Here is a 23999-nt window from a genome sequence, read left to right on the forward strand (position 1 = left end):
CGTCATCTATTATCGGGTCGGGTTGCGTAACTGTGAGCTAATATCGGGGAACAAGCTATTGCCCAGATTCATCTCATAATCGACCACGCCTAACGAAACATTGGGTAAATCAAGCTGAATCTGCCCATCCGGGCCACGAAATGGCGCCAGCAGGGTTTCCAGGCCACGTAGCGGGTTATCCGACTGCAGACCGGCGGCAATCGCCAGAATATGCTGCTGCAACGCGGGAGAAAGGTGATCCATATTGACCGGTTCTTTGGCCGGCATGGTAATGAGAACAGGCGGGTCCGGGTCAATGACCCGGTTTTGAGTGTCCTGCTGAATTTGCATGATCCGGTGCTGTAATGCCTTACGCTTTGCACGATCTTCCTGATACGGAATAAAGCCCACTTCCTGACGTAGTTCAGGTTCTGCCATGACCTGAAGCGTTGCTAGACGCTCGGGTTGCGCCCAGACCGACGTTGAGCCGATTCCCAGCATAATCATTACAGTCGAGGAGAACATCTGAAAGCGCGTCATACACGGCCTCCTGAACAGTAATGAAACATGTCTCTCTATTAAGCGCCAGAATGCAATCTTATTCAGCAGGATTCGTGTTATTGAGCTGTTATTAGCGTAACTGTGTTCCCGATCTGATCAGACCCAGTGAATCTTGAAGATGAAAGATGAAAGATGAAAGATGAAAGATGAAAGATGAAAGATGAAAGATGAAAGATGAAAGATGAAAGATGAAAGATGAAAGATGAAAGATGAAAGATGAAAGATCATGCTGCCATTTTTAAATGCCATAAAAAAAGCCCCTGCAATGCAGGGGCTTTTTGAATATGGTGGCGAGACCCAGGATCGAACTGGGGACACACGGATTTTCAATCCGTTGCTCTACCAACTGAGCTATCACGCCGATGCCGTGTATTAAGCCGCATCTGGGGAAATTAGTCAATATAAATCATGACATTTTTATTTAATCGAGTATTTTTTACCCAAAAAAAATCCCTGATGGGATCAGGGATTGAAAACGTTTAAACGTTTGAATATGGTGGCGAGACCCAGGATCGAACTGGGGACACACGGATTTTCAATCCGTTGCTCTACCAACTGAGCTATCACGCCGATGACGCGTATTAAACAATCTCCGCCCGGTGCCGTCAAGCAGCTTTTGCATAAATTCAAGTATTTGTTTACTTTTACAGCATTTTGTACGCTGTCTGCTTATTTTTTAAGTGAAACGCCCATGATTCCAGTCATTTGCAGGCCAGCAGATAAAAAAAGAGAGGCGATTAGCCTCTCTTGAATTTCATTTTAACTCGCTTAGAGCTTGTCCAGATGTGCCAGACAGCGGTGAATTGCGCCACAGCCCGGTTCAAACTGATTCACGCCTTTGGCTTCTTCCATGCGGCAGACTTCACTGACCAGACGCTCGGCCACACCGCGACCACGATTGGCCGGATGCACCACAATATATTCCAGGGTCCTGCTTTCGCCCTGCCCGGTACACCAAATTGCACCAATTAATTTTGTATTAAATTCTGCGGTATAAAGTAGGGTATACTGGTTCAGATGTTGCTCGAGTTGCTCTACCGCATCCTGGCCATCACCAAACTCTGGACTGGTGTCATACAGTCGCTCAAGCTGGCTGCGCACTTCATCATTTTCCAGTGAAGTATAAGCATGTACGGTAATAGGCATTGATTAACCCTCCTGAGCAATCTAATATGCTGGGACTTCGTCGCAGCGAAACATTTTTACATCCATCATTTTTAACGTTTTTTGAGGAACGTGTCCATGACAGAGCGTATCAGTGAAGTGGTAAGAAACACTAACGAAACCAAAATTCGAGTTCGTTTAAACCTCGACGGTACCGGTCAAGGCACACTCAACACTGGTATTCCATTTTTAGACCATATGATTGATCAAATCAAGCGACACGGTTTGTTTGATATTGATATTCATTGTGATGGCGATCTGGAAATTGATGACCACCATACCGTAGAAGACTGTGGTATTACCCTGGGTCAGGCCTTTGCACAGGCACTGGGCGATAAAAAAGGCTTAAAGCGTTATGGTCACTTCTATGCCCCACTCGATGAATCTTTAAGCCGTGCCGTGGTGGATTTATCTGGTCGTCCGGGCCTATTTATGGATGTACCATTTACCCGCGCCACCATTGGCCGTTTTGATGTCGATTTATTCTCTGAATTCTTCCAGGGCTTTGTGAACCACTCGCTAATGACCGTACACATCGACAACCTGAAAGGCAAAAACAGCCACCACCAGATTGAAAGTGTGTTTAAAGCATTTGCGCGCGCACTGCGTATGGCCTGTGAAATTGATCCACGTGCTGCCAATACTGTGGCATCGACCAAAGGTACCCTGTAATGACCCGTATTGCCCTTCTTGATTATGGCATGGGGAATTTGCACTCTGCCGCCAAAGCCTTGGAACACGTCGGTGCTACGGTGGATGTCACCAATGACCCGAAACTGATTGCCCAGGCCGATAAAATCGTGTTTCCGGGTGTCGGTGCCATGCGTGACTGTATGCAAGGCATGCATGAAGCCGGGATTGATGACGTGGTACGTCAGGCGGTTTTTAATAAACCAGTACTGGCCATTTGTGTGGGTATGCAGGCGCTGATGCAACATTCCGAAGAAAATGGCGGTGCCGATGCACTGGGTATTTTTGAAGGGGTGGTAAAACGCTTCCCGGAGGTTGAAGGTCTAAAAGTGCCACACATGGGCTGGAACCAGGTGCATCAGGTTGACCCGAGCCATCCAATGTGGAACAACATTGAACAGGATGCACGTTTCTATTTCGTGCACAGCTTCTATGTCGAGCCGAAAGACAGCACAATTGTGGCAGCGACCTGTGACTATGGGCTGCAATTCTGTACCGCCCTGCACAAAGACAACCTGTTCGCGACCCAGTTCCACCCGGAAAAAAGCCATACTGCTGGTCTGCAACTGTTAAAGAACTTTGTCGACTGGAAGATTTAACACCCTTCCTCTGTTGCGCAAGATGTATAAAGCCGGGTTCGTCCCGGCTTTGTTTTCACCTATTTTTTATTTCTTTCTTTTTTAAGCAATTTTTAGTAATATTTGACTGCTTTTTATACAACTCAATAAAAATAAAACAGGTAATTCAAAAATGCATAGCACCACTCATACCCAACACATCACGACACAAGATTCGGCACTCAGCGCGGCGGGGCGTTTTGGACGTTTCTCCTATCTGGCCTGGAACTGCCTGATTGCACTGTTAATGATTCCGGTTTTTCTGGTTTTGGCCCTGCTCTTTCCCGGGCTGATGAATATTGACCCTGCTGGCGGCATTCCGCTCACCCCACTGGTGCTGGGCGCACTGATTTATCTGGGGGTGTTATATCTGATGTTTATTTTCACCATCCGCCGTCTGCATGACCGTAACCATACCGGCTGGCTATCGTTACTGATGCTGGTTCCAGTGGCCAACCTGTTGCTGATGCTGTATCTGTTTTTCGCCCCGGGTGATCAACGTGTTAACAGCTATGGCCCGCCACGTGCCACGGCTGGCTGGGAAGCGGCGCTGGCCTGGATTTATATTATTCTACTGGTGTTGCTATTTGCGTTTGCCATCTTTGGCGCAGTGCTGGCCTAAAAGGTCCCGCTTGCTTAAAATAAGGCCTGACAATTCAGGCCTTATTTTTATCGCCAGCCCAAGGAAAAGATGGCATGAGCTTATCTTCAACATCACCCCATATGCCCTCTTCCAGCCAGCTGGAACAGCTGCCGCGCTTTCAAAGTCTGCCACCCTCTAAAATTCATCTGATTCAAACGCTGGCCGAATGTCAGCACTATGCGCATGAACTGAATATTGCAGCGGTACTCGGCTTTGATTCGGAATCCAAACCGATTTTTAAAAGTGGCGAAGTGTCGGATGGCCCGCACCTGATTCAGCTGGCCACACTAGATCGGGCCTATCTGTTTCAGATGAATGAGGAAATCTGGAACTTTCTTAAGCCAATCTTCGCCAACCGTGACCAGATTAAAGTCGGCTTTGGCCTGAAAAATGATGCCCATCTGTTTCGCAAAAAAGGCGTAGAACTGAACAGTGTGCTGGAACTGTCCAAATGCTTTCACAGCTTTGGCTTTAAAAACCCGGTCGGATTAAAACATGCCATGGCGCTGCTGTTTCAGGTCTATTTTCCCAAAAGCAAACGGCTCAGCACCTCGAACTGGGCCAATCCGGTATTAAGCACAGCACAAATAGAATATGCCGCCGCCGATGCTTATGCCCCGGTACTGGTTTTTGAAGAATTGTTGCGTTTGGGCCTGTTGCCGAAACAGATTCCCAATACCTCGCTCAAACTCAGAATCCGGCCATCTAAAACCCCGCCCTAAACCGCTTTGAAGATCAAGCTGCACAGACAGCCGGATTTTCTTCATCGAACCTTTGTTGACCGCCTGACACAGCACAGGCTGTTTTTATTTTTGCATGCAAATATAGCATTTAGAAAATTTTCGTTTATTGCTAAGATGGGCGGCAAGAAATTTAACCGATGAAGCAAGGAGCGAAAGCATGCTGATCATCCCTGCAATTGACCTGAAAGATGGAAAATGTGTCCGTTTAAAACAAGGTCGTATGGAAGACGATACCGTATTTTCTGATGATCCGGTGGCCACTGCACAGCATTGGGTCAATGAAGGTGCGCGTCGCTTGCATCTGGTCGACTTAAATGGCGCTTTTGCAGGTACCCCAATCCATAAACCGGTGGTCGAGGCCATTGCCAAGGCACAGCCAGACCTGCCAATTCAGATTGGTGGCGGTATTCGCTCATTTGAAACCATTGAACACTACCTCGATGCAGGCGTATCTTTTGTGATTATTGGCACCAAAGCCGTTCAAGAGCCAGAATTTGTCGAACAAGCCTGCAAAAAATTCGCCGGGCATATCATTGTCGGCATTGATGCCATGAATGGCATGGTCGCGACCGATGGCTGGGCCAACGTGACTGAAGTGAAAGCCACCGATCTGGCCAAACGTTTTGCCGATGCCGGTGTCTCCAGCATTGTGTATACCGATATTGCCCGTGACGGCATGATGCAAGGCGTAAACGTCGAGCAGACTGTCAATCTGGCGCAATATTCAGGTTTACCAGTGATTGCTTCAGGCGGCGTGACCAATCTGGATGATGTCCGTAACTTAAAAGGCCAACCGGGCATTTTAGGGGCGATTACCGGTCGTGCCATTTATGAAGGCAGCCTGAATTTGCGTGAAGCGCAATTGCTGCTGGATGAGCAAGCCCTCTAAGTGCTGCTGTCAGAAAGAGGTCTTCGGGCCTCTTTTTTTATGCCCTCACCGGGTTGATGTCTTTTTTTGAATACTCGCTGATCTGCCATGTCTGATGCCCCTGTGAACCTTAAAACTACACTTAACAGCAAAGCGCCGCAACTGGCTCTGATCATGATTACCATGCTGTGGGGCGGTACCTTTGTGGCAGTCAAGCTGGCGCTGAATTATGCCAGCCCGATGTTTTTTGTCGGCTGCCGTTTTGCCGCCGCTGCACTGGCGGTCGCGCTGATTTCACTGCCGCATTTACGCGCTGTGCAAGCCAAAGAACTCTGGGCCGGTGCATTGATTGGGGCCAGCCTGACCGTTGGTTATGGTACGCAAACCGTGGGGCTGCAAACCATTAGCAGTAGTGAATCGGCATTTTTAACCGCATTATATGTGCCGCTGGTGCCGATCTTACTGTGGCTGCTGTTCCGGAAACGGCTGCATATCATGATCTGGCTGGGCGCTAGCTGTGCCTTTATCGGGCTGGTTTTACTGACCGGCAATGGTTTGGGGCAGCTACAGCTGAGTTTTGGTCAGCTGATTACCCTGCTCGGCGCCATTGCGATTGCACTGGAAATTATCCTGATCAGCCATTTTGCCGGACGGGTCAATCTGCAACGGGTCACGGTGATTCAACTGCTGTTCGCCTCCCTGTTTGCCTTTCTTGCCATGCCACTGGTCGGTGAGCAGCAACTGCCACAATTTTCCTGGATGCTGCTGCTCTTGGCGGGCGGTTTAGGTCTGGCCAGTGCACTGGTTCAGCTGGTGATGAACTGGGCGCAGCGTGCAGTCAGCCCGGCACAGGCGGCAATTATTTATGCTGGCGAACCGGTATGGGCGTCGCTGTTTGGCCGTCTGGCCGGCGAGCGTTTACCGTTTATGGCTTTGGTCGGTGGTTTTCTGGTGGTGCTGGGCGTGATTATCAGTGAATGGAAACCAAAATTTCTGCGTCAGAAACAGCAGCACACCCCATCAGCGAGCGATCTTCCGGACTAAATTTCGGGAAGATCGGTCTGATGATTCAGATATTTAAGAATACATCGGCTCATTGTCATTCAGGCGCATAATACCGCGAATAGCCCGATAGACAATCCACAGCCAGGACAGGCCAATCACCGCCAGACAGAAGGCCGAAGCACCAAAAATCACCTGGGCAAAGCGGGTCGGATCTTCATCAATAAAGAAAATAAAAAAGAACGGTACAAAGGCCACAATATTCCAGAACAGATACCACCAGAAGCTGCGAATTTGCCAAGTAAAGTGGCTTTCAAAAATCGAACCGCGTACCGCGCCGCGTTTTACATAATTGATGATTAGCGCGACGATTGCTAGCAAGCCGGCACTAAAAATCGCCACGATATACAGAAGATACAGAATAAAAGTCAGACTACGATTCGGGTCACGGTCAATGGAAGTATTCATATTGTTGTCCTGCACTCCCCGCCCCGCTATGCTCAGAGCGTCAACAGATTAAAAGGAGAAATAAACCATAAAATCAAAAGAATGTTTAAACCGATTGTACAAAAATAAATTTTACGAAAAGGTTGTTTTTGTGTTTTATGTCGCATTTTTTCCTGTGCCAGCCAGGCCGCCGGCCAGCCCCCCAGAGCCGAAACCAGATGCAGGCTCTGTTCCGGAATCCGGCGGTGACCGAGTTGGGCCGCTTCCTTGTCTTGTGCATACAGCCAATAGCTGAGTGCATTCATCAGGCTGATCAATAACAGCAGCAGGCCGTGCAATAAACCGGTCAGGGTCAGTACCGCCAGCACGAGAATATAGGCCACACACAGGATTTGCATGGCCGGACGTTTGGCCGCAGGACGCTGCCGCGGCTTGCTCACCACATCAGCACGCGGCTTGACCTGCGAGGCTTTTAAATACACCACCTGCTGGGCCCGATAGCGGCCGCGTTCATCTAAAATGACCTGATAATCCAGTGCACAACCGACAATCGGGCGCGGCCCCGGACGGGCAAAATCCTTGATATGCAAAAATACGCGGTCTTTGTCCGGATCATTGGGCTGAATAAAGCCATAGCCCTTGTCATCAAACCATTCAATTAACCGGCCCTGATCGCGCATTTCCCTACCCTTTATGTTTAAGCTGTGACGAACTTTAAGCGTTCAATCAACATATTACGCATCTCGAGCGGATTTTTCTGCAAAATTGCGTCACCGCTGCGTCCTTGCAAAGCATTTTTTTGTGCCACCTGTAAACGCATCATCCAGAAACGGCCAGCAGCCATTGCCAGATACAGCTCCAGACAGGCTTTTTCATCTTCGGTTAAAGGACGAATGCGGTCATAGGCTTTTAAAAAGGCCATGGCTTTGTCTTCATTCAGGCTGACCTGCGGATACTCAGTACAGAAGTCATTTAAGGTAATGGCAATATCAAACAGCCATTCATCCTGATTCAGCTCGTAAAAATCCAGAATGCCCTGCAGCTGATCGCCTTCAAACAGGGTATTATCGCGGAATAAATCGGAATGGATAAACCCTTTTGGACGGTCCGGATAAATCGCGGTAAGCGCTTCATACAGTCCCAGCAATTTGCTGAGCAGGACTTTATCGGCCTCGCTCAAGCTGGGTTTAATTTCCTGGGATACCGCCAGCCAGTACGCATGATCGCGGACAAAAGCGCGTTTTAAAGGAAAATCTTTTAAGGCCACATGCATTTTGGCCTGTGCCACGGCAATCGCTTCCACCTGAGCGATGCTGGCCGGCATTGGATGCTCGCCGATTAAACGCGGCGCAATCTGGGCCGGTTTCTGTTTAATCGAGTGGATGGCCTTGCCAGCATAACTGAGCGGCACCGCCACAGCCAGACCTGCCTGACCCAAATGTTCCAGTACCGGCACCAGTTCACCGGCTGCCTGTTCATCCATGTCTTCAAACACGGTCAACACATAGTGTGTACCGTCCTGAGCCACCAAAAAGTAATTGGTATTTTGAATACCGCCTTGAATCGGAATCAGATCGACCACCTCAAGTCCATAAGGGGCTGCAAAATCCTGAACTTCCTTTAAAGTCAAAGGCGTATAAACCGACATAGAAAACCTGCGAAAAATCTTACATAAGTTTGATAGAATAGCGTGTCCATCTGCCAAGGTGTAGCGCTTGTGTGGGTGAGTTTCATAATCAGCTGAAATGACTGGAAAAAATTATGCTTGCTAAACGTATTATTCCTTGCCTAGACGTAGATAACGGCCGCGTGGTGAAAGGTGTGCAATTTCTGGATATTCGTGATGCAGGTGATCCGGTTGAAGTGGCGCGTCGTTATAACGAACAGGGCGCTGATGAAATCACCTTTTTAGATATTACCGCTACCCATCATGGCCGTGACACCACCTACCGTACCGTTGAGCGTATGGCAGAAACCGTGTTTGTTCCACTGACTGTGGGCGGCGGCGTGCGTAAGGTCGAAGATATCCGTTTATTGCTAAATGCCGGTGCCGACAAGGTCAGCATTAACTCGGCTGCGGTGTTTAATCCGGAATTTGTACAGGAAGCCTCACAACGTTTTGGCGCACAATGTATTGTGGTGGCGATTGATGCCAAAAAAACCGGCGACAACAAATGGGAAATTTTCACCCACGGTGGCCGCAAACCGACCGGGATTGATGCGATTGAATGGGCCGTGAAAATGGCCGATTACGGCGCTGGCGAACTGCTAATTACCTCTATGGATGCCGATGGTACCAAAGCCGGTTATGACTTAGCGCTAATGCGGACCATTAATGACCACGTCAATATTCCAACCATTGCTTCTGGCGGTGTTGGCAATTTACAGCATCTGGCAGACGGGATTTTAAAAGGCGGCGCCGATGCAGTTCTGGCGGCCTCAATTTTCCACTTTGGTCAGCACACCATTCCGGAAGCCAAGCAATACTTGGCGGCACAAGGTATTGAAATGCGCCTTTAAGCCCATTGGCTCAAAAATTTCAGAACTGAAAAGAGTGTAGCCATACACTCTTTTTTTATGCGGCAAAGCAAAACAAATAAAAAATGAAGATAAAAAAAGGAGTCTTGAAGACTCCCTATAAACCAAGAATTGCTACAGCGCTTGGCATTAAAACGTACATATTTCAACAGAATCACCTTCGATGTAGGCAGAAGTTCTGCCGCTATCTTCAGCTTCTTTACTATAGAAAACTTCCCTGAACAGATATTGACCATCAACGCCAATTTTATTGACAATTCACGACAACAGCTTGCAAAGCAGTTGTTTTCAATCAGTTTTATTTGATCTCTATCACATAATTGATCCAGTATTATTGTTCCGCGAATATACTGACTTTGGGCCAATCAACGATGAATTTACTCAGCAGATAAACAACCCTCTCATTAACTGGCTTTGGGTAGCGGCTCAAGATCTGGGGATGGCTTTTCATTCCGGTCGACCCATTTGGCCGGGAAGAATTTTTCCGCGCCGCGGTTTAATAGCGCCGACAGCGGCCGTGGCAAGGCAATCCCGAGCGGATTCTGCTCCTGCAAATCCGGTGAAGATATAACCCGGGTGCCCAGAATATAGTCAAACCAGGGCTTGGTTACACACCAGTTGGCATCCTGATTGCTGTTCATATGATGGTCATAGTGCCAGGGAATTTTTGTTCTGGCCCACTCTGGCTCCAAATGGGCACGGCGGTGAATATAGTAATAATTCAGGGCACTATACATGCTGCCGGCCATCATGCCTTTGGAAATCGGGAAAAAGACCAGCCCAAACACACCCGCGGCGGCGGCCAGCGAAATAATCTCGTTTTTATTGCGCCAGTGCGACCAGCCAATCACATAGCTTTCATCATTAAACTGATTTTTCCGCACCTCACGATGATGCTCCCAATGCGAACGCATACTGCGTGGCACCGGACTGTGACGCGGCTGCCCCGGGCGATGGGTACCATGTAAGACATATTTATGTGCCACCCATTCAAAGGCATTGGCCACCAATAAACCTGCAATAAATCCTTTTAACATGCTCCAGTCCTCCTGTGCTTTTCCTTCACTATAAGCGTCGGCACAGGCTAGATATTGACGGAAAAATTGAATATGATTGACAAATCACGACAAGAATAAAATGACAAGCTATGCAACGGATAAAGGATTATACCGGCTCGATTTATGGTGGCTTGGCCCAGTTGTTGTACGACTTTTATCAAGCACAACAGCTGCCGGTTCCAGAAAAATTACAGCAGGTTCAACATCAGGAACGTTTTGATTATATTCTCTGGCGCGACTTGCTGACCGAACTGGAACAGCAGCTACAGCGTCCGGCGTTGGGACTGGAAATTGCCGCGCTGGTGCAGCCCAAACATCTGGGCATTATTGCCTATATTGCCCTGTCCTGTGACAATCTGGGCGAAGCGCTGCAACGCTATCATGACTTTCACCGGCTGGTCTACGACGGCAGTCCGTTACAGGTGGAAGTGCAAGGCAATTATCTCTCCATTCGCTGGGCTGACCTGCCGCCAACCATGACCACGCAACTGACCAATGAAATTGCCATTGCGCTGATGGTGGAATTCCTGAAACATTTTATGGAATTTCAGGATATTTGCCTGCATGAAGTACATTTCCAGAATCCGGCGCCACGGCATGTGGCGCTGTATGAGCAGTATTTTCATTGCAAGGTACGTTTTTCCCAGGAAAAAACCCAGGTGCTGATGCCATTGCAGGAACTGTCGAAACCCTTTTATCAGGGAGATCAGACCTTACAGCATTTATTGCTCCAACAGGCCAAGGCTCTGCTGGAAAAACTGCCAAATTCCACCCAGATTGACCACCGTTTACAGCAGGCGATTCTGACCGGTTTACAACGCAATATGTACCAGATTGAACATATTGCCCAGCAGCTGAATTTGTCAGTACGGCAGTTACAACGGCATTTACAGCAGCAAGGCACCACCTATCAACAACGGATTCAGGAAGTACGCTGCTTACTGGCCGAACAATATTTAAAAGATCCACATTTAAGCCTACAGGAAATTGCCCTGCTGCTCGGCTATTCGGAACAGAGTGCCTTTCAGCGTGCCTTTAAACAGTGGACCCAGCACACTCCACAGCAATGGCGTCAGAACAACTTAATCAATCTTTCATCTTTTTAGTTTAATTTGAAGCACATAAAAAAAGAGTATTTTACAAAAATAGTGTGATATATTTCACAATTTGTAATTTTCATCACATAAATAAAATTCTGGAGACATGAAAATGAATAAATATTGTGCAGAATTTCTGGGGACCTTTTGACTGGTATTCGGCGGCTGTGGTAGTGCCGTGCTGGCTGCAGCCTTCCTTGAACTGGGCATTGGCTTTGTCGGCGTATCCATTGCCTTTGGTTTAACCGTTTTAACCGCGGCCTATGCCTTGGGGCATATTTCAGGCGGTCACTTTAACCCGGCGGTGAGTCTGGGCTTATGGGCCGGTGGCCGTTTTGAAGCCAAAGAACTGCTCCCGTATATCATTGCCCAGGTATTGGGTGCTGTCGTCGCGGCCTGGATTTTATACCTGATTGTCCAGGGTCAGGCCGGTTTTAGCGGCACCGGTGGTTTTGCCAGCAATGGTTTTGGTGAATTATCCCCGGGGCAATATTCACTCGTTTCAGCACTGATCATTGAAATTGTCTTAACCGCCTTTTTCCTGATTATTATTTTAGGCGCTACCGATCAGCGTGCGCCGGCCGGTTTTGCGCCAATTGCAATTGGTCTGGCCTTAACCCTGATTCACTTAATCAGTATTCCGGTCACCAACACCTCAGTCAACCCGGCCCGTAGTACCGGTGTAGCGTTCTTTGCAGAAACTGCAGCCTTAAGCCAGCTCTGGTTATTCTGGGTTGCACCAATGATTGGTGCGGTAATTGGCGCGGTGATTTATAAAGTGGTTGGCAAGAAGGACTAATCTTGCTGCACGTCCTACAAGCTCACTTCGGTGGGCTTTTTTATATTTTAAATGAACAGTTTATTAGTTAGAGCGTAAAAACCCTGTCCTCTAAGACAGGAAGAATAGATCTCTTTCATAAATCAAAAAACGATCTTCTTTTTGGTTGATATTTGCACTCCAGATTTCTTGGCATTCATGCATAATCTGCAGATGAAATACATCGATTCAAACAAGCTTTCTGATCCTCAGTTCAAGCGATACACGGGCATCTCATGGTCAACCTTTGATTTAATGGTTGAGCAATTGAAGAAACATGTCCCTGCCAAAGGCAGACCGCCCAAGTTAAGCCTGGAAGACCAGGTTCTGCTCTGTCTAAGCTATTGGCGTGAATACCGAACATTGTTCCATGTCGCAACAAGTTATGGCGTGTCAGAGCCCACAGCCTCAAGAATTGTCCGTCATGTTGAAGACTGCCTGATTCGGTCCAATCTCTTTAATTTATCCAAAGATTTACCCGAGGGCGAAGGCATCGATTGGAATGTTGTGATCGTGGATGCCACAGAAATTCCAATCCAAAGGCCTAAAAAAACAGAAGAAAAGCTATAGCGGCAAGAAAAAGACCCACACCTTCAAAGTACAGGCCATCATTCATTATCAAACTCAAAAAATCCTGAGTTTATGTACGAGTCGTGGTGCCGTACATGATTTCGAACTCTTCAAACGTAACTTGAATCAGATTCCTGCAGGTGCATTTATCCTTGCGGATAAGGGTTATCAGGGAATTTATACAGTGTATCCAAATAGCTTGTTGCCATTAAAAGCAAAGAAGCGCTGTAAACTGGATTCCGAACTAAAAATCTATAATCAGGAAATCAATAAAAGAAGAATTGGAATTGAGCATGTATTTGGCAGTTTGAAAACCTTCAAAATTCTTGCTGAGCGATATCGCAATCGAGGCAAAAGACTAGCATTAAGATTCAATCTAATTGCTGGAATTTATAACTTGGAGCTGAGTAAAAAATGACTTATGAAAGAAATCTATTGTCAAAGAAAAGGATTTTCGATTTCCCGTACTTCGGTACGCTGGACTTTTTCAGGCAGATTTGGCTCTTTTTCCAGAGCCGCAACCACCTCATTCAGCAGTGCCTGCAAGGCTTTAGCCGCAGCCAGACCCGCCTGGTCCTTGGTGAGCTGTAAATTGCCATAGACATTCACGCAGTCCAGATCATTCTCGACAGTCAGATCATGAATGGCATGAGATTCTGTCCCATGTTGAAACGGTTTAAACATACCCACCTCGGCCGTAATGCTGGTTGTTGTGGCAGGATCAATTGCTCATCCTGCCGTTTATATGTGCTGATCAGCTTTTATTCATTAACTGTAAGATATAGTGCAACAAGGCCTCAATCAACTGCTTAATGATGGCATCCTGGGTTTCGGCATCCAAGGTTGTACCACTGGCAGTGGCCGTGCTACCTCCCGATTTAAACTGACGCTGTAAGGCCTGTAGCTGCTCCGGAGCAACATCTTCAGCACACTGGCTTTCTGCATCCCAATGCGAATATTCCAGTGGTTTATTGGCTTTTACCGCGTTGGCGGTCAGCGGCAATTTATAGGTATTGCGTTTTTGCTCTTCGGTCAGCTGCGGAAACAGGTTAATGCCCAACTGTTCTTCTAAATAACAGACGCTGACCACTTTGACCTGCAGGGAATTGTCATTCGGTGCATAGTAGGCGCCAATTGCGCCGGTTTTAGGTAAGTAAATGGCTTTATACACCGAGGTTGGAACAATCACCCCATTACCAATCGCTTTCAGTTTTTTGCCACTAAAAGTCGGCCCGGTAATGACATACACATCCTGTTTATGCTTGGTCACCAGCGCACGGGTGGCTTCTTCCAGTTCACGCCAGACCTGCTGATTATTCTTCGGCGCTTGCGGCACCATATTGGCCAGCGAGAAACTGTCGTATTGCGCCGCTTTATTGGACATATCCGCATTTGGGGCCATATGTCCGCGGTCATAACCTGAACCACGATAATCCGCCAAGGTCGCGCGGTGCTGCTCTTTCACCCGCTCTTCTTCATGGAAACTGTCTTCACGGGGAATTTTCTGGCTTAAACGCGCCGGGGTCAGACTTTCAGCCACCCACAGCGGGGTTTTGGACACGCCGGAATACATCACGTTAAAACCATTAAAGCACAGCGGATAACTGTCTTTGCGCAGGCTGTCTTTAATTAAATACGGCGGCACATCACGGTAAAATTGTTCCAGACAGGCACTATTCGAAGTGCTTGGTGTCAAGGACATCCACTGGCTGATTTTTTCCTGTCCAAAGGCAATCGCGAAACTGCCAGCGGCCACCACACCTAAAACAACTTTTAAACTTCCTTGATGAAAAAAGGGAAAGAGAGGCGGATTTGTACTGCGCTTTTTTCTGGCCATTACACTGCTAAAAACTATAAGAATCACATATTGGCCGAGCTTAACAAGGGGTCTGCAGCTTGTATATGTTCTGGCTGTTGTTCGCTTAACAATTAGACAATAAACCGCTGTACAGGCGGTGACTGTGTAACAGTCTGTCAGAGTTTTAACACAGTTTATGATAAGTCTGGATGGCTTTCAGTGTGCTGCGTTGCGTCAGGCCAGTGTTATATGCCAAGGTAGTTCACGAAAAAATCGTGTGATAAAAATTTGATGGAGGAATCTATGTATTCCAAATTACTGGGTGCCGGCCTGATTACCGGTTTAATGAGTGCAACTGCCTTTGCCGAACCTCCCATTCAACCGGGTGATACCCTGGAAAGCTTATCGAAAGCCAAAGTGGTGACCACGGTTAATGGTCAGCCGGGTTCATTGCAGGATATCGTGGCCAGCGGTCAGGTGCGCATTGTCTCTGAAGCCAATCCGCAAGTGGTTCAGCCGATGCCGACCAATCCGCAGCTGGATGTGATTCCGGCAGATGCACCCGCCCAGGTACCAGGCCATGATGCTCCGGTACAAGCGGTTGCACCCGATGCATCAGCGCTGACCTCACAACCGGTACCGGCTGGCCAGTCAACTGATCCGTTGGCCCAGGGCGCACAGCCTATTACTGAACCACCCGCAGCAGAGTTGACTGCACCTGCAGCGGAAGCCGCCCAGAATGCAGCGCCCATGATGGACTCCTCAGCTGAAGCGCCGGTGAATGGTATAGAAGCCGAAACCGATGTTACCCAGGAAGCCTTAGCCGCTGCACCTGAAGCTGGCGCCGAGCAAATGCAAGCGCCTGTTCAAGCCTTACCTGAAGCCCCAAGCCTGAATGAAGCCAATTAAAGACCTATTTTAGGCTTTTATCCTCCAAAAAAACCAGAGCTATGCTCTGGTTTTTTTATTGCAGTTGCGTTGAGACCACGCCGTTGCATCAGATCTGGATCTGACTGCCCAGCTCCACAACCCGGTTGGTCGGAATCTGGTAGAAGTCACTGACCGGACTGGTATTGCGCTGCATCGAAATAAACAGCTTTTCCCGCCACGGTGCCATGCCTTCGCCGACTGTGCTGATAATGCGTTCACGTGAAATAAAGAAGCTCATTTGCATCATGTCGAATTCAAAGCCCAAATCATCATAGGCCTGCTTTAACGCGCGCGGAATATTTGGCTGATCTTTAAAACCGTAATAGATAAAAATCCGGTAAAAACGTTCATCCAGCCGTTCAATCTGTACCCGCTCTTCTTGCGGCACATACGGAATATCACGTGTCACCACCGTGACCATAATATTACGCTCATGCAGCACCTTGTTGTGCTTGATGTTATGCAACATCGCATGTGGCACGATATTCGGCGTACCAGTCAAGAATACCGCTTCACCCGGCACAAATTTGGTGTCATTGCCCATGCTGATACTTTTAATAAACAGCTCAATCGGCAAGGCATCTTTTTCCAGATGATGAATCAGCAAGGCACGGCCATCTTTCCAGGTCATCAGGAGGGTAAATACAATGGCACCAATTAAAATTGGTACCCAGCCACCGGCGACAATTTTCAGTGAGGTTGAACCGACAAAAATCAGATCCAGAATTAAAAAAGGCAGTGCAAACAGCAGCACTTTCCACACCGGCCAGCGCCAGAAACCATACGCCAGAATGGAAATTAAAATGGTGCCGCAGAGCATGGTCATGGTCACCGCCACGCCATAGGCACTGGCCAGATTGGCACTGTTTTCGAACAGCAGAATCAGAATCACCACCGATACAAACAGTACCCAGTTAATGAACGGCAAATAAATCTGGCCCTGTTCCACTTCTGAGGTATGCTTGACCGATAAACGCGGCAAATAACGCAGCTGAATAGCCTGATTGACCATCGAAAATACACCGGTAATTACCGCCTGTGAGGCAATCACCGCCGCAGCCGTGGCCAGCGCAATCATCGGATACAGACCCCAGTCCGGCACCAGCAGATAGAAAGGATTGGTAATCGCATCCGGATCACGCAGCAACAAGGCGCCCTGTCCGGCGTAATTCAATAACAGACATGGCAGCACAATCACAAACCAGGCCATCCGGATCGGCAAGCGGCCAAAATGGCCCATATCGGCATAAATCGCTTCACCACCGGTCATGGTCAAAATGACTGCGCCCATGGTTAAAAAGGCCACATAAGGCTGTTCCAGCACAAAGTTAATGGCCCAGTGCGGACTAACCATCGCCAGCACATACGGCGTCTGGATAATACTCCACAGCCCCACCCCACCAATCGACAGGAACCAGAGCAGGGTCAACGGCCCAAAGAAGGTGCCCATGATGCCGGTACCATGACGCTGCACCAGAAACAGTCCGGCCAGAATCCCGATAGATAAGGGAATCAGCCACTGGTTAAACATCGGGGTGGCAATACTCAGCCCTTCAATCGCCGACAGCACCGAAATGGCCGGGGTAATAATCCCATCACCAAAAAACAGCGATGCACCAATAAAGCCCAGTGCAATCAGGTAGATTTTCTTCTGTTCAGAAATACGGGTGGTACGCAGGTTTAAGGCCAGCAGCGACATGATTCCGCCTTCACCGTTGTTGTCTGCGCGCATGATGATGGTGACGTATTTAAAGCTGATGGTCAGCATCATGCACCAGAAGATCAGCGATAAAATCCCCAGAACACTGCCTTCAGAAATGGCCAGATGTGCGGTCAGGAAACATTGACGCAAGGCATAGAGTGGACTCGTTCCAATGTCACCAAAAACTACGCCCAGTGCCGCGAGGGTAATCACAGGCAGGGCGGCTTTTTTTGCAGTACTTTGCATAGAATGTCTTCATGGATAGACCGTATTTTTGCGCATAATAGCACCAGCCCAAAAGTTTTTCCGCAAATCAATTGTTTCAGCTTGGCAGAGTGACTTTTTTTGGGTATTATCCACGGCCTATGGTGAGGTGTCCGAGTGGCTGAAGGAGCACGCCTGGAAAGTGTGTATACGTTGACGCGTATCGAGGGTTCGAATCCCTCTCTCACCGCCAAATTCGATTTTTACGGTACTTTACCGTAGTGCAAAAGGCTTGAATCTAAAGGGTTTAAGCCTTTTTTGTTGCCCGATACACTCCTATGGAGAACGGTAGTATACCGACAACTTTGTCGGTATATTTGTCGGTATAAACTCAAATCAGCTATTTTTTGACCTCCATTTCTAAAAAAGTGCTGATTTATACCGACAACAAGGAGAAATCAGTATGGCAAAACAGTCTAATAAGCTGACTGCTAAACAGGTTAAAAATCTTAGCTTTGATGTGAACGGTGCAAAGAAGCAAAGACACCCAGACGGCGGTGGACTGTATTTATTGATTGATGAAACCGAAGCGAAATATTGGCGCATGGATTACCGTCGACCAGTAACGCAAAAATATAACACTCTAGCAATCGGCACTTACCCAACGGTTAGCCTTGAGCAAGCAAGAATTAAACGTGATGAATTTAAAAAGATGCTGGCAGATGGTATCGACCCAGCCGAGCAACGGAATAATAAAAAACGCGAGCAGCTTGAAACCTTAGAGAACACTTTTAGTAAATTTGCTGCGGAATGGTTAGAGATTCGTAGACATGAGGGAAAGGTAGACAGTGAAACAATACGCAAGCTGAATAAAGACATCCTCCCCTTCATTGGAAACTTACCAGTTACACAACTGACCACAGAACAGCTAGAACGCGATGTGACTGATGCACTTGTTGAACGTGGTGCACTTGAATCAGCTAGACGTGTTAAGTCAATTATGAATATGGTGCTTAAACTTCCGTTAAAACGCCGAATCATTACTTATAACCCTGCACCCGACATTAGCTTACCCCAGCCAATTAAAGGCAATCATAACGCCATTACTAGCGAGAAAGAGTTAGCCGATCTATTACGTAAGACATGGCGTTTAACTAAGGACTTTCCACGTACAAGAATCAGAACAGAGCTGGCACTAAAGTTATCTGCTTATATCTATCAACGTCCAAATGAGATACGTGGCCTTCTATGGGAGTCAGTGGACTTTGAAAATAGATGCTTGTCATTTGCAGCTAGTAAAACCAATCAAGACCACATTGTACCGTTATCAATTCAGGCTTATGACATTCTCAAAGAACTAGAGGAAATGCGAACTACTTCAAAATATGTATTTCCAAGTGTCAAAACCTCATCTGAGTGCATGAGTACAGACACCCTTACCCAAGTTTTGAAACGTTTAGGATTTAAAGGAAAGCACACAGCACATGGGTTTAGGGCAACGGCGCGAACACTGCTTGATGAAGAAATTGAATACAGAACTGATATTGTGGAGCACCAGCTTGCTCACAAGGTTAAAGACCCAAATGGTACAGCCTATAACCGAACTAAGTTTTTACGCCGTAGACGTGAAATGATGCAGCTATGGGCTGATTATTTGGACACACTTCGTCAAGGTGGGGATGTATCAAGGTTTAAGCCAAATGATGATGAAAATTTGATTCAGTTCAAACAGAGCGTTAAAACCGCATAAGTTTTAAAGAAGCATAATTCATTATTTAGTTAAGTTTTTTTACACAAAAAGGCATTTTCAATGCCTTTTTATTTAACTATTTGAATGAATATAGGGATTACTAAATGAAGAAAATTAAGCATATTTCCAGTAAGTATATTGACCTTATTCCTGAGTATCTAAAAAGCCCCGCTTATGATGAATATCAAGATAGCTATAGTGCTAGACGACTTTCTATTGAGATTCATAAACGTCAAATGCTTTATTTAGAAATAATAGAATTTCAAAAGTTTTGTCGACACCCTGAAATAGATAATAGAAGTAATAAAAAGTTTTTTCCTGGTATATCCCTCTCCATTTTATTTAATAAATATAAACAAAGTCTTCCTAGTAGTAGAGAACTTACCATTACTGAAAAAATAGAAATTGAAAAAAGCTATTATGAAGAAAGACTTCAAAAAATATCAAAAAGTTTTACCAAATTAATATCTCCAGAAGAAAGTCCACAACTTATAAATAAGAAAGACTGGGATTCTAGACCTTATATAACACCAGTACGCAACACCAATGACAGATTGCAAAAACGATATGACCTTAGCTATGATGAATTTAGATTATTGATTAAATCTAAACAATATAAGCAAACAGACTATTCATTTTCAATTAATCTAAACTTCTCAAATCACGCGATAATCGAGGAATTTAAGCAGCATTTAAAATTTTTAAGACAGATAACAGAGCACAAAGCTATATTTAATAAACCTAAAGAATTTATTGAAAAAATTAAACAATACAAAATTATCCAATCAATGGACTTACTTATATGGGCTAAATTAAATGACCATACACTTGAAATAAAAATGTTCGAACAACTGCTATTCCCAAATGGAGGTTTTGAGAGTGATCGGGTCAATGAAACAATTCTTCCACTTGCTACATCATTATTAGATTCTAAAAGTACAGACAGTCAGTATTTGATTTATCTTGCAGATCAGAAATTTCAGCAAAAAGTAGGGAAAGTTATTAGCTAACCGATTCCCCTACTTTTCATTTAATCAAACTAGATACTGCCTCTAACACCGTTGCAATACGCTACATAGTTAGAGGTTTTTTATGTCCACTGAAAAATTCAATCATCCCCCAAAAGGCTTTTACCGCATGTCACAGCTTGCGACTACGGCTGCACGTAAGGAACGCAAGTACACCACGAAAGATGGCACAACCAGAATCATCAAGGCTCGTCCTGAACGCAAAGGCATTCTGCCGATGGGTGAAACAACTATTTGGGACAAGGTACGTACTGGAGAGTTTCCTAAACCAGTAAAACTAACCGAGCGCATCACCGCATGGCGTATTGAAGATATTGAAGAATGGATGGCTTCAAAAGGATTGGAGGCTTAATGATGCAACATCGTAAAGAACTTAGACCTTTTACTGATGGCCTTTTGATGAATGCCATTAGTGAGCCGTATCCAATGAAATGAGGACTAGAACATGAATAACACCCAATTAAAACAAGTTTTAGCTCATCTCAAACAAGGTAAAACCATTTCACAGGCCGAGGCTATCGACCTGTTTGGTTGCTACCGTTTAAGTGCAATCATCCAGCGTTTACGCAACACAGGTTATGACATTGTGACTCATAACATACGCAATAAATCAGGCCTTGGCAGACATGCTCGTTATGAGCTTATTCAGCAGGTGGCGGTATGAAAGAGTTAATTTTGAATTTGCTCAAAGGCATATTTCTAGGCACTTGCTTTGTTGTGCTTTGCTTCGTTATTGCAAGTATGAGTCATTCCGCTTATGCTGTAGGCCTCTCGAAAACTCATAGCGTCACCCCTGAACGTCATTCAGGTTTTTTTGTGCCTCTTAACTGCATTGGCTCTCAATCTTTGCATTTATACAGCACAAGTGTTTCAGCTACACTAACAAGGCTGAACTCCCTCTATGAGGGGATGACATCACAAAATAAGTCATTCGTGGCGAATATGTGGGGCGGCTCTATGAGGCCGAGAGTGAATCCCCTCACCAGTTTTAAATCTGGCGAAACTTCTCAAAACTCAAAACTCATAGGAGGCAACCATGCCTAATCAAATTCATCCTGTATCTTTTGTTAATCCTGGAAATCAATCACAAGAAAAAATCCAAACATGGATTGATTCAATGGCAAATGATAAATGCTATTGCTTTTATATGGCCGTTGGACGTGTAAATAGTGGTATTGCCTATCCGCTAGGGAATTGGAATATTCCCTTCTATTCTTTCGAAGAAGCCAATCAATTTAAGAACGCTATTCAGTTAGAACACCCTGATTATAGTTTTTATTTCATTACAGGGGCTTTGCACGTTAAGAAAGCAATGGAACGAGTTTCTTGTGTATTTTGGAAAAAATGGCAAAAGAAACATAATGAACGTATTTCTTTATTAAATAATAAGGGGTAGTCACAATGCTTGATTATGACCACCCCGAAGAACTAATAACACCCGAAGCTATTTTAGCTGAATGTATGCAGCTTGTATCGATTAATGATGCTTATTTTTCACATCCATTGATACAGCGTTTCGGCAGTCCAAATCAGCCGATCTATGTTGAACAGAGCAATGTAAATATAAACGGCACTACCTATAAACAGCCTTTGATTATGCCTATCTATGATGGGCAATTAGAGCTTGTACAGTGTGCAGTCATGCAGGACGGACAGCATGTAATTGTCATTCCTGATGGACTAGCTAAGGGCTTTGCCTACTACGGCGAACTGCAAAAAGATAAGCCAGTTATTGTTACTTACAGCCTAGAAGCATTCTTTAAGATTACCCAGACTGGGTACGCCGTAGCTTTGGTGATATTACCCACCTTATGCAATGCCAAGCAGACTGAACTTAAAGCGTTTGATTTTGAGCAAATTCAATTTGTGATTAATCAGTTATCAAATGCCGGATACAAACAACTTTATATTCCTGTCAGACCTGAGCATATACAGCTTGAGCCATTTCAAAAGCTGGAACAAAACACGGCTGTTAGGCTGCTAAACCAGTATCTAAAAATTGATGTAAGCGAGTTTTTCTATCAGTTTGTTAAAGAGGAAGATACATCCGAAATACAGGTATTTATTGATGAAGCTATAGAACAATTAATTAAGCCGACTGAATGGGGCGAGTTATTACCATTATCCCAATCAGAAACCACTTTGAATCCGTACCCGATTCATGCACTCCCACCATTAGCAAAGGAGGCCGTTATAGCCATTTCTGAGCATGTACAAGCACCGATTGCCATGACTGCACAATGTGTTATTGGTGCTATGTCACATATTGCCCAAGCTAAAGTAAATGCACCACATCCGTTTAATGAACAAGGAGAGCCATGTAGTTTATTTTTGCTAACTGAGGGACAAAGCGGAAGCCGTAAGAGTACCAGCCGAAACCTAGCAGATCGGGCAATCATTAATCATGAACGTAAACAGTACGAAGCATATCGCCAAGAGCTTGAACAATGGAAAAGTGGCCTAGCTGGATTATCTAAAAAAGACCGTGAGGCATATTGTGTAGAGAATCCACCACCGAATGACCCAAGCACTCTATATAGCGATATAACACTAGAATCTATTGCTGGGCTTTATATTGATGGCATTTTGAATAATGCCTCTATCGCAAGTGATGAGGCAGGCCAATTTTTTGGTGGCCATACTATGAAAGGTGATACACGCAACCAAGCACTAGGAGGATATGCCAAGTTATTTGATGATGGCTTTGTAGAACGTACCCGATCTAAATCAAATCTGAATGGCAGTGGTCGAGCCTATGATGTTCGGCTTACATTCAATCTACAAGGACAACATGAAGTATTGGCAGAGGCATTAAAAGACCCCGTGTTAAGGGGACAAGGGTTTTTACCTAGATTTATTCTAACTATCCCTGAAAACCTTGCTGGTAAACGAATACAGGATGCAATTTATCGAAATAAGAATGCCAGCACTGACCATAGGCTTATCGCCTACTGGACACGCTGCGAATATCTACTTGATGACTGCCCACAAGTAAAATCTGAGCATGAGCTATATAATGGACGCTATGTGCTACCTATGAGCGATGAGGCAAGAGAAATAGATCAAGAATTCTATAATATGTTTGAGTTGCTTCAAGGCAAAGGAAAACGCTATGAGTACCTACAAGCATTTGCCAGTCGTGCCAGCCAATTATCGCGTCGTTTAGCCACTGTATTTGCTTATTTTGAGGGCTTACAGTGGATTGATGCCAAAACGCTAAAGGGAGCTTGTGAAGTCGTTCAGCATTCATTAAATGAATGGGCAATGTATGCAGATATTGAGGTTAAAACCGAAAGTGATGCAGAACGTCTTATTAAATGGATTGCCAAACAATGCAATGCCCAAAATACTGATCGTATAGCTTATTCATATGTTCAAACTTCATGCCCTAGACCAATGCAAAAGAATAAAAATCTTTTTGAGATGGTTCTCCAGCAGTTGATAGATTCAAACTATATCAAGATCGAATCTATAGGACGTAAAAGATACATTGTAATTCACCCTTGTTTAACAGAATCGTGACTAAGTGACTAAATGAGCCTGAAAGTATTACTGCTAAAGGCTTTACATTTAGCAGTCATTATTTGACTAACTGACTAATTGACTAAGTAGAAACTTTAAATCGATATTCTATTTAGTCGCTTAGTCAGATGGATTCTAGGTGACCACTAAATACAAAGTCTTTTATATCAATAGTTACAGAGTCATTTAGTCATTTAGTCAGACTTTCATATAGAAATATATAAATTAAGAATTGAAGGTCGCACTTGTCATAGTGAAAAAGACACATATC

General features: G+C 45.6%; 28 protein-coding genes and 3 tRNA genes. 20 read left to right on the forward strand and 11 right to left on the reverse strand.

The genetic code is table 11. From position 1 onward, the window contains the following. Positions 1–9: 9 nt before the first annotated feature. From ACVLR6_RS13255 to ACVLR6_RS13270, 4 genes are all read right to left on the reverse strand, one after another. Complete coding sequence (locus ACVLR6_RS13255; RefSeq protein ID WP_005180572.1) at positions 10–519, reverse strand: hypothetical protein; 510 nt, start codon at positions 517–519, stop codon at positions 10–12. A gap of 306 nt (positions 520–825) precedes the next feature. Further along, a tRNA-Phe gene (locus ACVLR6_RS13260) sits at positions 826–901 on the reverse strand. Positions 902–1034: 133 nt separating this feature from the next. After that, positions 1035–1110 (reverse strand) — tRNA-Phe (locus ACVLR6_RS13265). Between the two features lie 198 nt (positions 1111–1308). Further along, positions 1309–1686, reverse strand: a complete 378-nt coding sequence (locus ACVLR6_RS13270; protein ID WP_016658426.1) for a GNAT family N-acetyltransferase — start codon at positions 1684–1686, stop codon at positions 1309–1311. 96 nt (positions 1687–1782) lie between these two features. Here ACVLR6_RS13270 and hisB point away from each other — a divergent pair, with 96 nt between their 5' ends. The 6 genes from hisB to ACVLR6_RS13300 all read left to right on the forward strand — a co-directional run bounded on the left by hisB (position 1783) and on the right by ACVLR6_RS13300 (position 6309). Continuing rightward, positions 1783–2376 carry an imidazoleglycerol-phosphate dehydratase HisB gene (gene hisB / locus ACVLR6_RS13275; protein ID WP_005180581.1) on the forward strand — a complete coding sequence of 198 codons (594 nt, stop codon included), beginning with the start codon at positions 1783–1785 and terminating at the stop codon, positions 2374–2376. Continuing rightward, positions 2376–2993 (forward strand): imidazole glycerol phosphate synthase subunit HisH, encoded by a 618-nt coding sequence (hisH, locus tag ACVLR6_RS13280; RefSeq protein ID WP_104491710.1) that lies wholly within the window; start codon positions 2376–2378, stop codon positions 2991–2993. The genes hisB and hisH overlap by 1 nt, the downstream gene beginning before the upstream one ends. A 151-nt stretch (positions 2994–3144) precedes the next feature. After that, positions 3145–3633: a DUF805 domain-containing protein gene (locus tag ACVLR6_RS13285; protein WP_104513225.1), complete on the forward strand. Its 489-nt coding sequence runs from the start codon at positions 3145–3147 to the stop codon at positions 3631–3633. Positions 3634–3707: 74 nt separating this feature from the next. After that, positions 3708–4376, forward strand: a complete 669-nt coding sequence (locus tag ACVLR6_RS13290; protein WP_160242738.1) for a 3'-5' exonuclease — start codon at positions 3708–3710, stop codon at positions 4374–4376. A gap of 178 nt (positions 4377–4554) precedes the next feature. Then, positions 4555–5286 carry a 1-(5-phosphoribosyl)-5-[(5-phosphoribosylamino)methylideneamino]imidazole-4-carboxamide isomerase gene (hisA, locus tag ACVLR6_RS13295; RefSeq protein WP_005180591.1) on the forward strand — a complete coding sequence of 244 codons (732 nt, stop codon included), beginning with the start codon at positions 4555–4557 and terminating at the stop codon, positions 5284–5286. 87 nt (positions 5287–5373) lie between these two features. Next, positions 5374–6309, forward strand: coding sequence for a DMT family transporter (locus ACVLR6_RS13300; protein WP_005180595.1), 936 nt, complete (start codon positions 5374–5376; stop codon positions 6307–6309). A 33-nt stretch (positions 6310–6342) separates the two neighbouring features. Here ACVLR6_RS13300 and ACVLR6_RS13305 read toward each other — a convergent pair whose 3' ends face one another. From ACVLR6_RS13305 to ACVLR6_RS13315, 3 genes are read right to left on the reverse strand one after another with little or no spacing between them, the layout of a single operon-like run. After that, positions 6343–6735 carry a DUF4870 family protein gene (locus ACVLR6_RS13305; RefSeq protein WP_045795233.1) on the reverse strand — a complete coding sequence of 131 codons (393 nt, stop codon included), beginning with the start codon at positions 6733–6735 and terminating at the stop codon, positions 6343–6345. 32 nt (positions 6736–6767) lie between these two features. Then, on the reverse strand, positions 6768–7394 hold the full coding sequence (locus ACVLR6_RS13310; protein WP_005180601.1) for a DUF1294 domain-containing protein: 627 nt from the start codon (positions 7392–7394) through the stop codon (positions 6768–6770). A gap of 17 nt (positions 7395–7411) precedes the next feature. Continuing rightward, positions 7412–8362, reverse strand: a complete 951-nt coding sequence (locus tag ACVLR6_RS13315; RefSeq protein WP_005180603.1) for a homoserine kinase — start codon at positions 8360–8362, stop codon at positions 7412–7414. A 113-nt stretch (positions 8363–8475) separates the two neighbouring features. Between ACVLR6_RS13315 and hisF the strand changes: the two genes are divergently transcribed. Beyond that, positions 8476–9234 carry an imidazole glycerol phosphate synthase subunit HisF gene (gene hisF / locus ACVLR6_RS13320; protein WP_075167325.1) on the forward strand — a complete coding sequence of 253 codons (759 nt, stop codon included), beginning with the start codon at positions 8476–8478 and terminating at the stop codon, positions 9232–9234. Between the two features lie 422 nt (positions 9235–9656). Here the strand turns inward: hisF and ACVLR6_RS13325 are convergent, their stop codons facing one another. Next, positions 9657–10289, reverse strand: coding sequence for a sterol desaturase family protein (locus tag ACVLR6_RS13325; RefSeq protein WP_075167324.1), 633 nt, complete (start codon positions 10287–10289; stop codon positions 9657–9659). Between the two features lie 110 nt (positions 10290–10399). Between ACVLR6_RS13325 and ACVLR6_RS13330 the strand changes: the two genes are divergently transcribed. From ACVLR6_RS13330 to ACVLR6_RS13345, 4 genes are all read left to right on the forward strand, one after another. Beyond that, positions 10400–11416 (forward strand): AraC family transcriptional regulator, encoded by a 1017-nt coding sequence (locus ACVLR6_RS13330; RefSeq protein ID WP_005180609.1) that lies wholly within the window; start codon positions 10400–10402, stop codon positions 11414–11416. Positions 11417–11558: 142 nt separating this feature from the next. Further along, positions 11559–12206: an aquaporin Z gene (aqpZ, locus tag ACVLR6_RS13335; protein WP_455996195.1), complete on the forward strand. Its 648-nt coding sequence runs from the start codon at positions 11559–11561 to the stop codon at positions 12204–12206. 192 nt (positions 12207–12398) lie between these two features. Beyond that, positions 12399–12794: a transposase family protein gene (locus tag ACVLR6_RS13340; RefSeq protein WP_075166718.1), complete on the forward strand. Its 396-nt coding sequence runs from the start codon at positions 12399–12401 to the stop codon at positions 12792–12794. Next, on the forward strand, positions 12742–13212 hold the full coding sequence (locus tag ACVLR6_RS13345; protein WP_104470204.1) for a transposase family protein: 471 nt from the start codon (positions 12742–12744) through the stop codon (positions 13210–13212). The genes ACVLR6_RS13340 and ACVLR6_RS13345 overlap by 53 nt, the downstream gene beginning before the upstream one ends. A 20-nt stretch (positions 13213–13232) precedes the next feature. Here ACVLR6_RS13345 and ACVLR6_RS13350 read toward each other — a convergent pair whose 3' ends face one another. Next, positions 13233–13478: a hypothetical protein gene (locus ACVLR6_RS13350; protein WP_005180612.1), complete on the reverse strand. Its 246-nt coding sequence runs from the start codon at positions 13476–13478 to the stop codon at positions 13233–13235. A gap of 70 nt (positions 13479–13548) precedes the next feature. Further along, entirely contained in the window at positions 13549–14631 is a 1083-nt protein-coding gene (locus ACVLR6_RS13355; RefSeq protein WP_016658418.1) for a DNA/RNA non-specific endonuclease, read from the reverse strand. A gap of 264 nt (positions 14632–14895) precedes the next feature. On the opposite strand from ACVLR6_RS13355, the gene ACVLR6_RS13360 reads away from it, so the two are divergent. Further along, a complete protein-coding gene (locus ACVLR6_RS13360) occupies positions 14896–15501 on the forward strand; it encodes a hypothetical protein (RefSeq protein ID WP_455995420.1) in 606 nt (201 codons plus the stop codon). An 88-nt stretch (positions 15502–15589) separates the two neighbouring features. Here ACVLR6_RS13360 and ACVLR6_RS13365 read toward each other — a convergent pair whose 3' ends face one another. After that, positions 15590–17470, reverse strand: coding sequence for a potassium transporter Kup (locus ACVLR6_RS13365; RefSeq protein ID WP_075167320.1), 1881 nt, complete (start codon positions 17468–17470; stop codon positions 15590–15592). Between the two features lie 121 nt (positions 17471–17591). On the opposite strand from ACVLR6_RS13365, the gene ACVLR6_RS13370 reads away from it, so the two are divergent. The 8 genes from ACVLR6_RS13370 (at position 17592) to ACVLR6_RS13405 (ending at position 23728) form a co-directional block, all read left to right on the forward strand. After that, positions 17592–17681, forward strand: a tRNA-Ser gene (locus ACVLR6_RS13370). A gap of 210 nt (positions 17682–17891) precedes the next feature. Next, on the forward strand, positions 17892–19178 hold the full coding sequence (locus ACVLR6_RS13375) for a tyrosine-type recombinase/integrase (RefSeq protein ID WP_455995422.1): 1287 nt from the start codon (positions 17892–17894) through the stop codon (positions 19176–19178). A 104-nt stretch (positions 19179–19282) separates the two neighbouring features. Beyond that, positions 19283–20188: a DUF6387 family protein gene (locus tag ACVLR6_RS13380; RefSeq protein ID WP_455995424.1), complete on the forward strand. Its 906-nt coding sequence runs from the start codon at positions 19283–19285 to the stop codon at positions 20186–20188. Positions 20189–20270: 82 nt separating this feature from the next. Beyond that, positions 20271–20558, forward strand: coding sequence for a helix-turn-helix transcriptional regulator (locus ACVLR6_RS13385; protein ID WP_455995425.1), 288 nt, complete (start codon positions 20271–20273; stop codon positions 20556–20558). A gap of 93 nt (positions 20559–20651) precedes the next feature. Further along, positions 20652–20870, forward strand: coding sequence for a helix-turn-helix domain-containing protein (locus ACVLR6_RS13390; protein WP_455995426.1), 219 nt, complete (start codon positions 20652–20654; stop codon positions 20868–20870). Continuing rightward, positions 20867–21250, forward strand: coding sequence for a hypothetical protein (locus tag ACVLR6_RS13395; protein ID WP_455995428.1), 384 nt, complete (start codon positions 20867–20869; stop codon positions 21248–21250). The genes ACVLR6_RS13390 and ACVLR6_RS13395 overlap by 4 nt, the downstream gene beginning before the upstream one ends. Then, a complete protein-coding gene (locus ACVLR6_RS13400) occupies positions 21243–21602 on the forward strand; it encodes a hypothetical protein (protein WP_455995430.1) in 360 nt (119 codons plus the stop codon). Before ACVLR6_RS13395 ends, ACVLR6_RS13400 begins: the two co-directional genes overlap by 8 nt. A gap of 5 nt (positions 21603–21607) precedes the next feature. Further along, positions 21608–23728 (forward strand): DUF3987 domain-containing protein, encoded by a 2121-nt coding sequence (locus ACVLR6_RS13405; protein ID WP_455995432.1) that lies wholly within the window; start codon positions 21608–21610, stop codon positions 23726–23728. Positions 23729–23999: the final 271 nt, after the last annotated feature.

The sequence above is a fragment of the Acinetobacter sp. T63 genome, assembly GCF_053852345.1.

What these genes read in the sequence shown, in the direction of transcription:
- ACVLR6_RS13255 (WP_005180572.1), bottom strand. Translation starts at nt 519, where the DNA reads ATGACGCGCTTTCAGATGTTCTCCTCGACTGTAATGATTATGCTGGGA.
- ACVLR6_RS13270 (WP_016658426.1), bottom strand. Translation starts at nt 1,686, where the DNA reads ATGCCTATTACCGTACATGCTTATACTTCACTGGAAAATGATGAAGTG.
- hisB (WP_005180581.1), top strand. Translation starts at nt 1,783, where the DNA reads ATGACAGAGCGTATCAGTGAAGTGGTAAGAAACACTAACGAAACCAAA.
- hisH (WP_104491710.1), top strand. Translation starts at nt 2,376, where the DNA reads ATGACCCGTATTGCCCTTCTTGATTATGGCATGGGGAATTTGCACTCT.
- ACVLR6_RS13285 (WP_104513225.1), top strand. Translation starts at nt 3,145, where the DNA reads ATGCATAGCACCACTCATACCCAACACATCACGACACAAGATTCGGCA.
- ACVLR6_RS13290 (WP_160242738.1), top strand. Translation starts at nt 3,708, where the DNA reads ATGAGCTTATCTTCAACATCACCCCATATGCCCTCTTCCAGCCAGCTG.
- hisA (WP_005180591.1), top strand. Translation starts at nt 4,555, where the DNA reads ATGCTGATCATCCCTGCAATTGACCTGAAAGATGGAAAATGTGTCCGT.
- ACVLR6_RS13300 (WP_005180595.1), top strand. Translation starts at nt 5,374, where the DNA reads ATGTCTGATGCCCCTGTGAACCTTAAAACTACACTTAACAGCAAAGCG.
- ACVLR6_RS13305 (WP_045795233.1), bottom strand. Translation starts at nt 6,735, where the DNA reads ATGAATACTTCCATTGACCGTGACCCGAATCGTAGTCTGACTTTTATT.
- ACVLR6_RS13310 (WP_005180601.1), bottom strand. Translation starts at nt 7,394, where the DNA reads ATGCGCGATCAGGGCCGGTTAATTGAATGGTTTGATGACAAGGGCTAT.
- ACVLR6_RS13315 (WP_005180603.1), bottom strand. Translation starts at nt 8,362, where the DNA reads ATGTCGGTTTATACGCCTTTGACTTTAAAGGAAGTTCAGGATTTTGCA.
- hisF (WP_075167325.1), top strand. Translation starts at nt 8,476, where the DNA reads ATGCTTGCTAAACGTATTATTCCTTGCCTAGACGTAGATAACGGCCGC.
- ACVLR6_RS13325 (WP_075167324.1), bottom strand. Translation starts at nt 10,289, where the DNA reads ATGTTAAAAGGATTTATTGCAGGTTTATTGGTGGCCAATGCCTTTGAA.
- ACVLR6_RS13330 (WP_005180609.1), top strand. Translation starts at nt 10,400, where the DNA reads ATGCAACGGATAAAGGATTATACCGGCTCGATTTATGGTGGCTTGGCC.
- ACVLR6_RS13340 (WP_075166718.1), top strand. Translation starts at nt 12,399, where the DNA reads ATGAAATACATCGATTCAAACAAGCTTTCTGATCCTCAGTTCAAGCGA.
- ACVLR6_RS13345 (WP_104470204.1), top strand. Translation starts at nt 12,742, where the DNA reads ATGCCACAGAAATTCCAATCCAAAGGCCTAAAAAAACAGAAGAAAAGC.
- ACVLR6_RS13350 (WP_005180612.1), bottom strand. Translation starts at nt 13,478, where the DNA reads ATGTTTAAACCGTTTCAACATGGGACAGAATCTCATGCCATTCATGAT.
- ACVLR6_RS13355 (WP_016658418.1), bottom strand. Translation starts at nt 14,631, where the DNA reads ATGGCCAGAAAAAAGCGCAGTACAAATCCGCCTCTCTTTCCCTTTTTT.
- ACVLR6_RS13360 (WP_455995420.1), top strand. Translation starts at nt 14,896, where the DNA reads ATGTATTCCAAATTACTGGGTGCCGGCCTGATTACCGGTTTAATGAGT.
- ACVLR6_RS13365 (WP_075167320.1), bottom strand. Translation starts at nt 17,470, where the DNA reads ATGCAAAGTACTGCAAAAAAAGCCGCCCTGCCTGTGATTACCCTCGCG.
- ACVLR6_RS13375 (WP_455995422.1), top strand. Translation starts at nt 17,892, where the DNA reads ATGGCAAAACAGTCTAATAAGCTGACTGCTAAACAGGTTAAAAATCTT.
- ACVLR6_RS13380 (WP_455995424.1), top strand. Translation starts at nt 19,283, where the DNA reads ATGAAGAAAATTAAGCATATTTCCAGTAAGTATATTGACCTTATTCCT.
- ACVLR6_RS13385 (WP_455995425.1), top strand. Translation starts at nt 20,271, where the DNA reads ATGTCCACTGAAAAATTCAATCATCCCCCAAAAGGCTTTTACCGCATG.
- ACVLR6_RS13390 (WP_455995426.1), top strand. Translation starts at nt 20,652, where the DNA reads ATGAATAACACCCAATTAAAACAAGTTTTAGCTCATCTCAAACAAGGT.
- ACVLR6_RS13395 (WP_455995428.1), top strand. Translation starts at nt 20,867, where the DNA reads ATGAAAGAGTTAATTTTGAATTTGCTCAAAGGCATATTTCTAGGCACT.
- ACVLR6_RS13400 (WP_455995430.1), top strand. Translation starts at nt 21,243, where the DNA reads ATGCCTAATCAAATTCATCCTGTATCTTTTGTTAATCCTGGAAATCAA.
- ACVLR6_RS13405 (WP_455995432.1), top strand. Translation starts at nt 21,608, where the DNA reads ATGCTTGATTATGACCACCCCGAAGAACTAATAACACCCGAAGCTATT.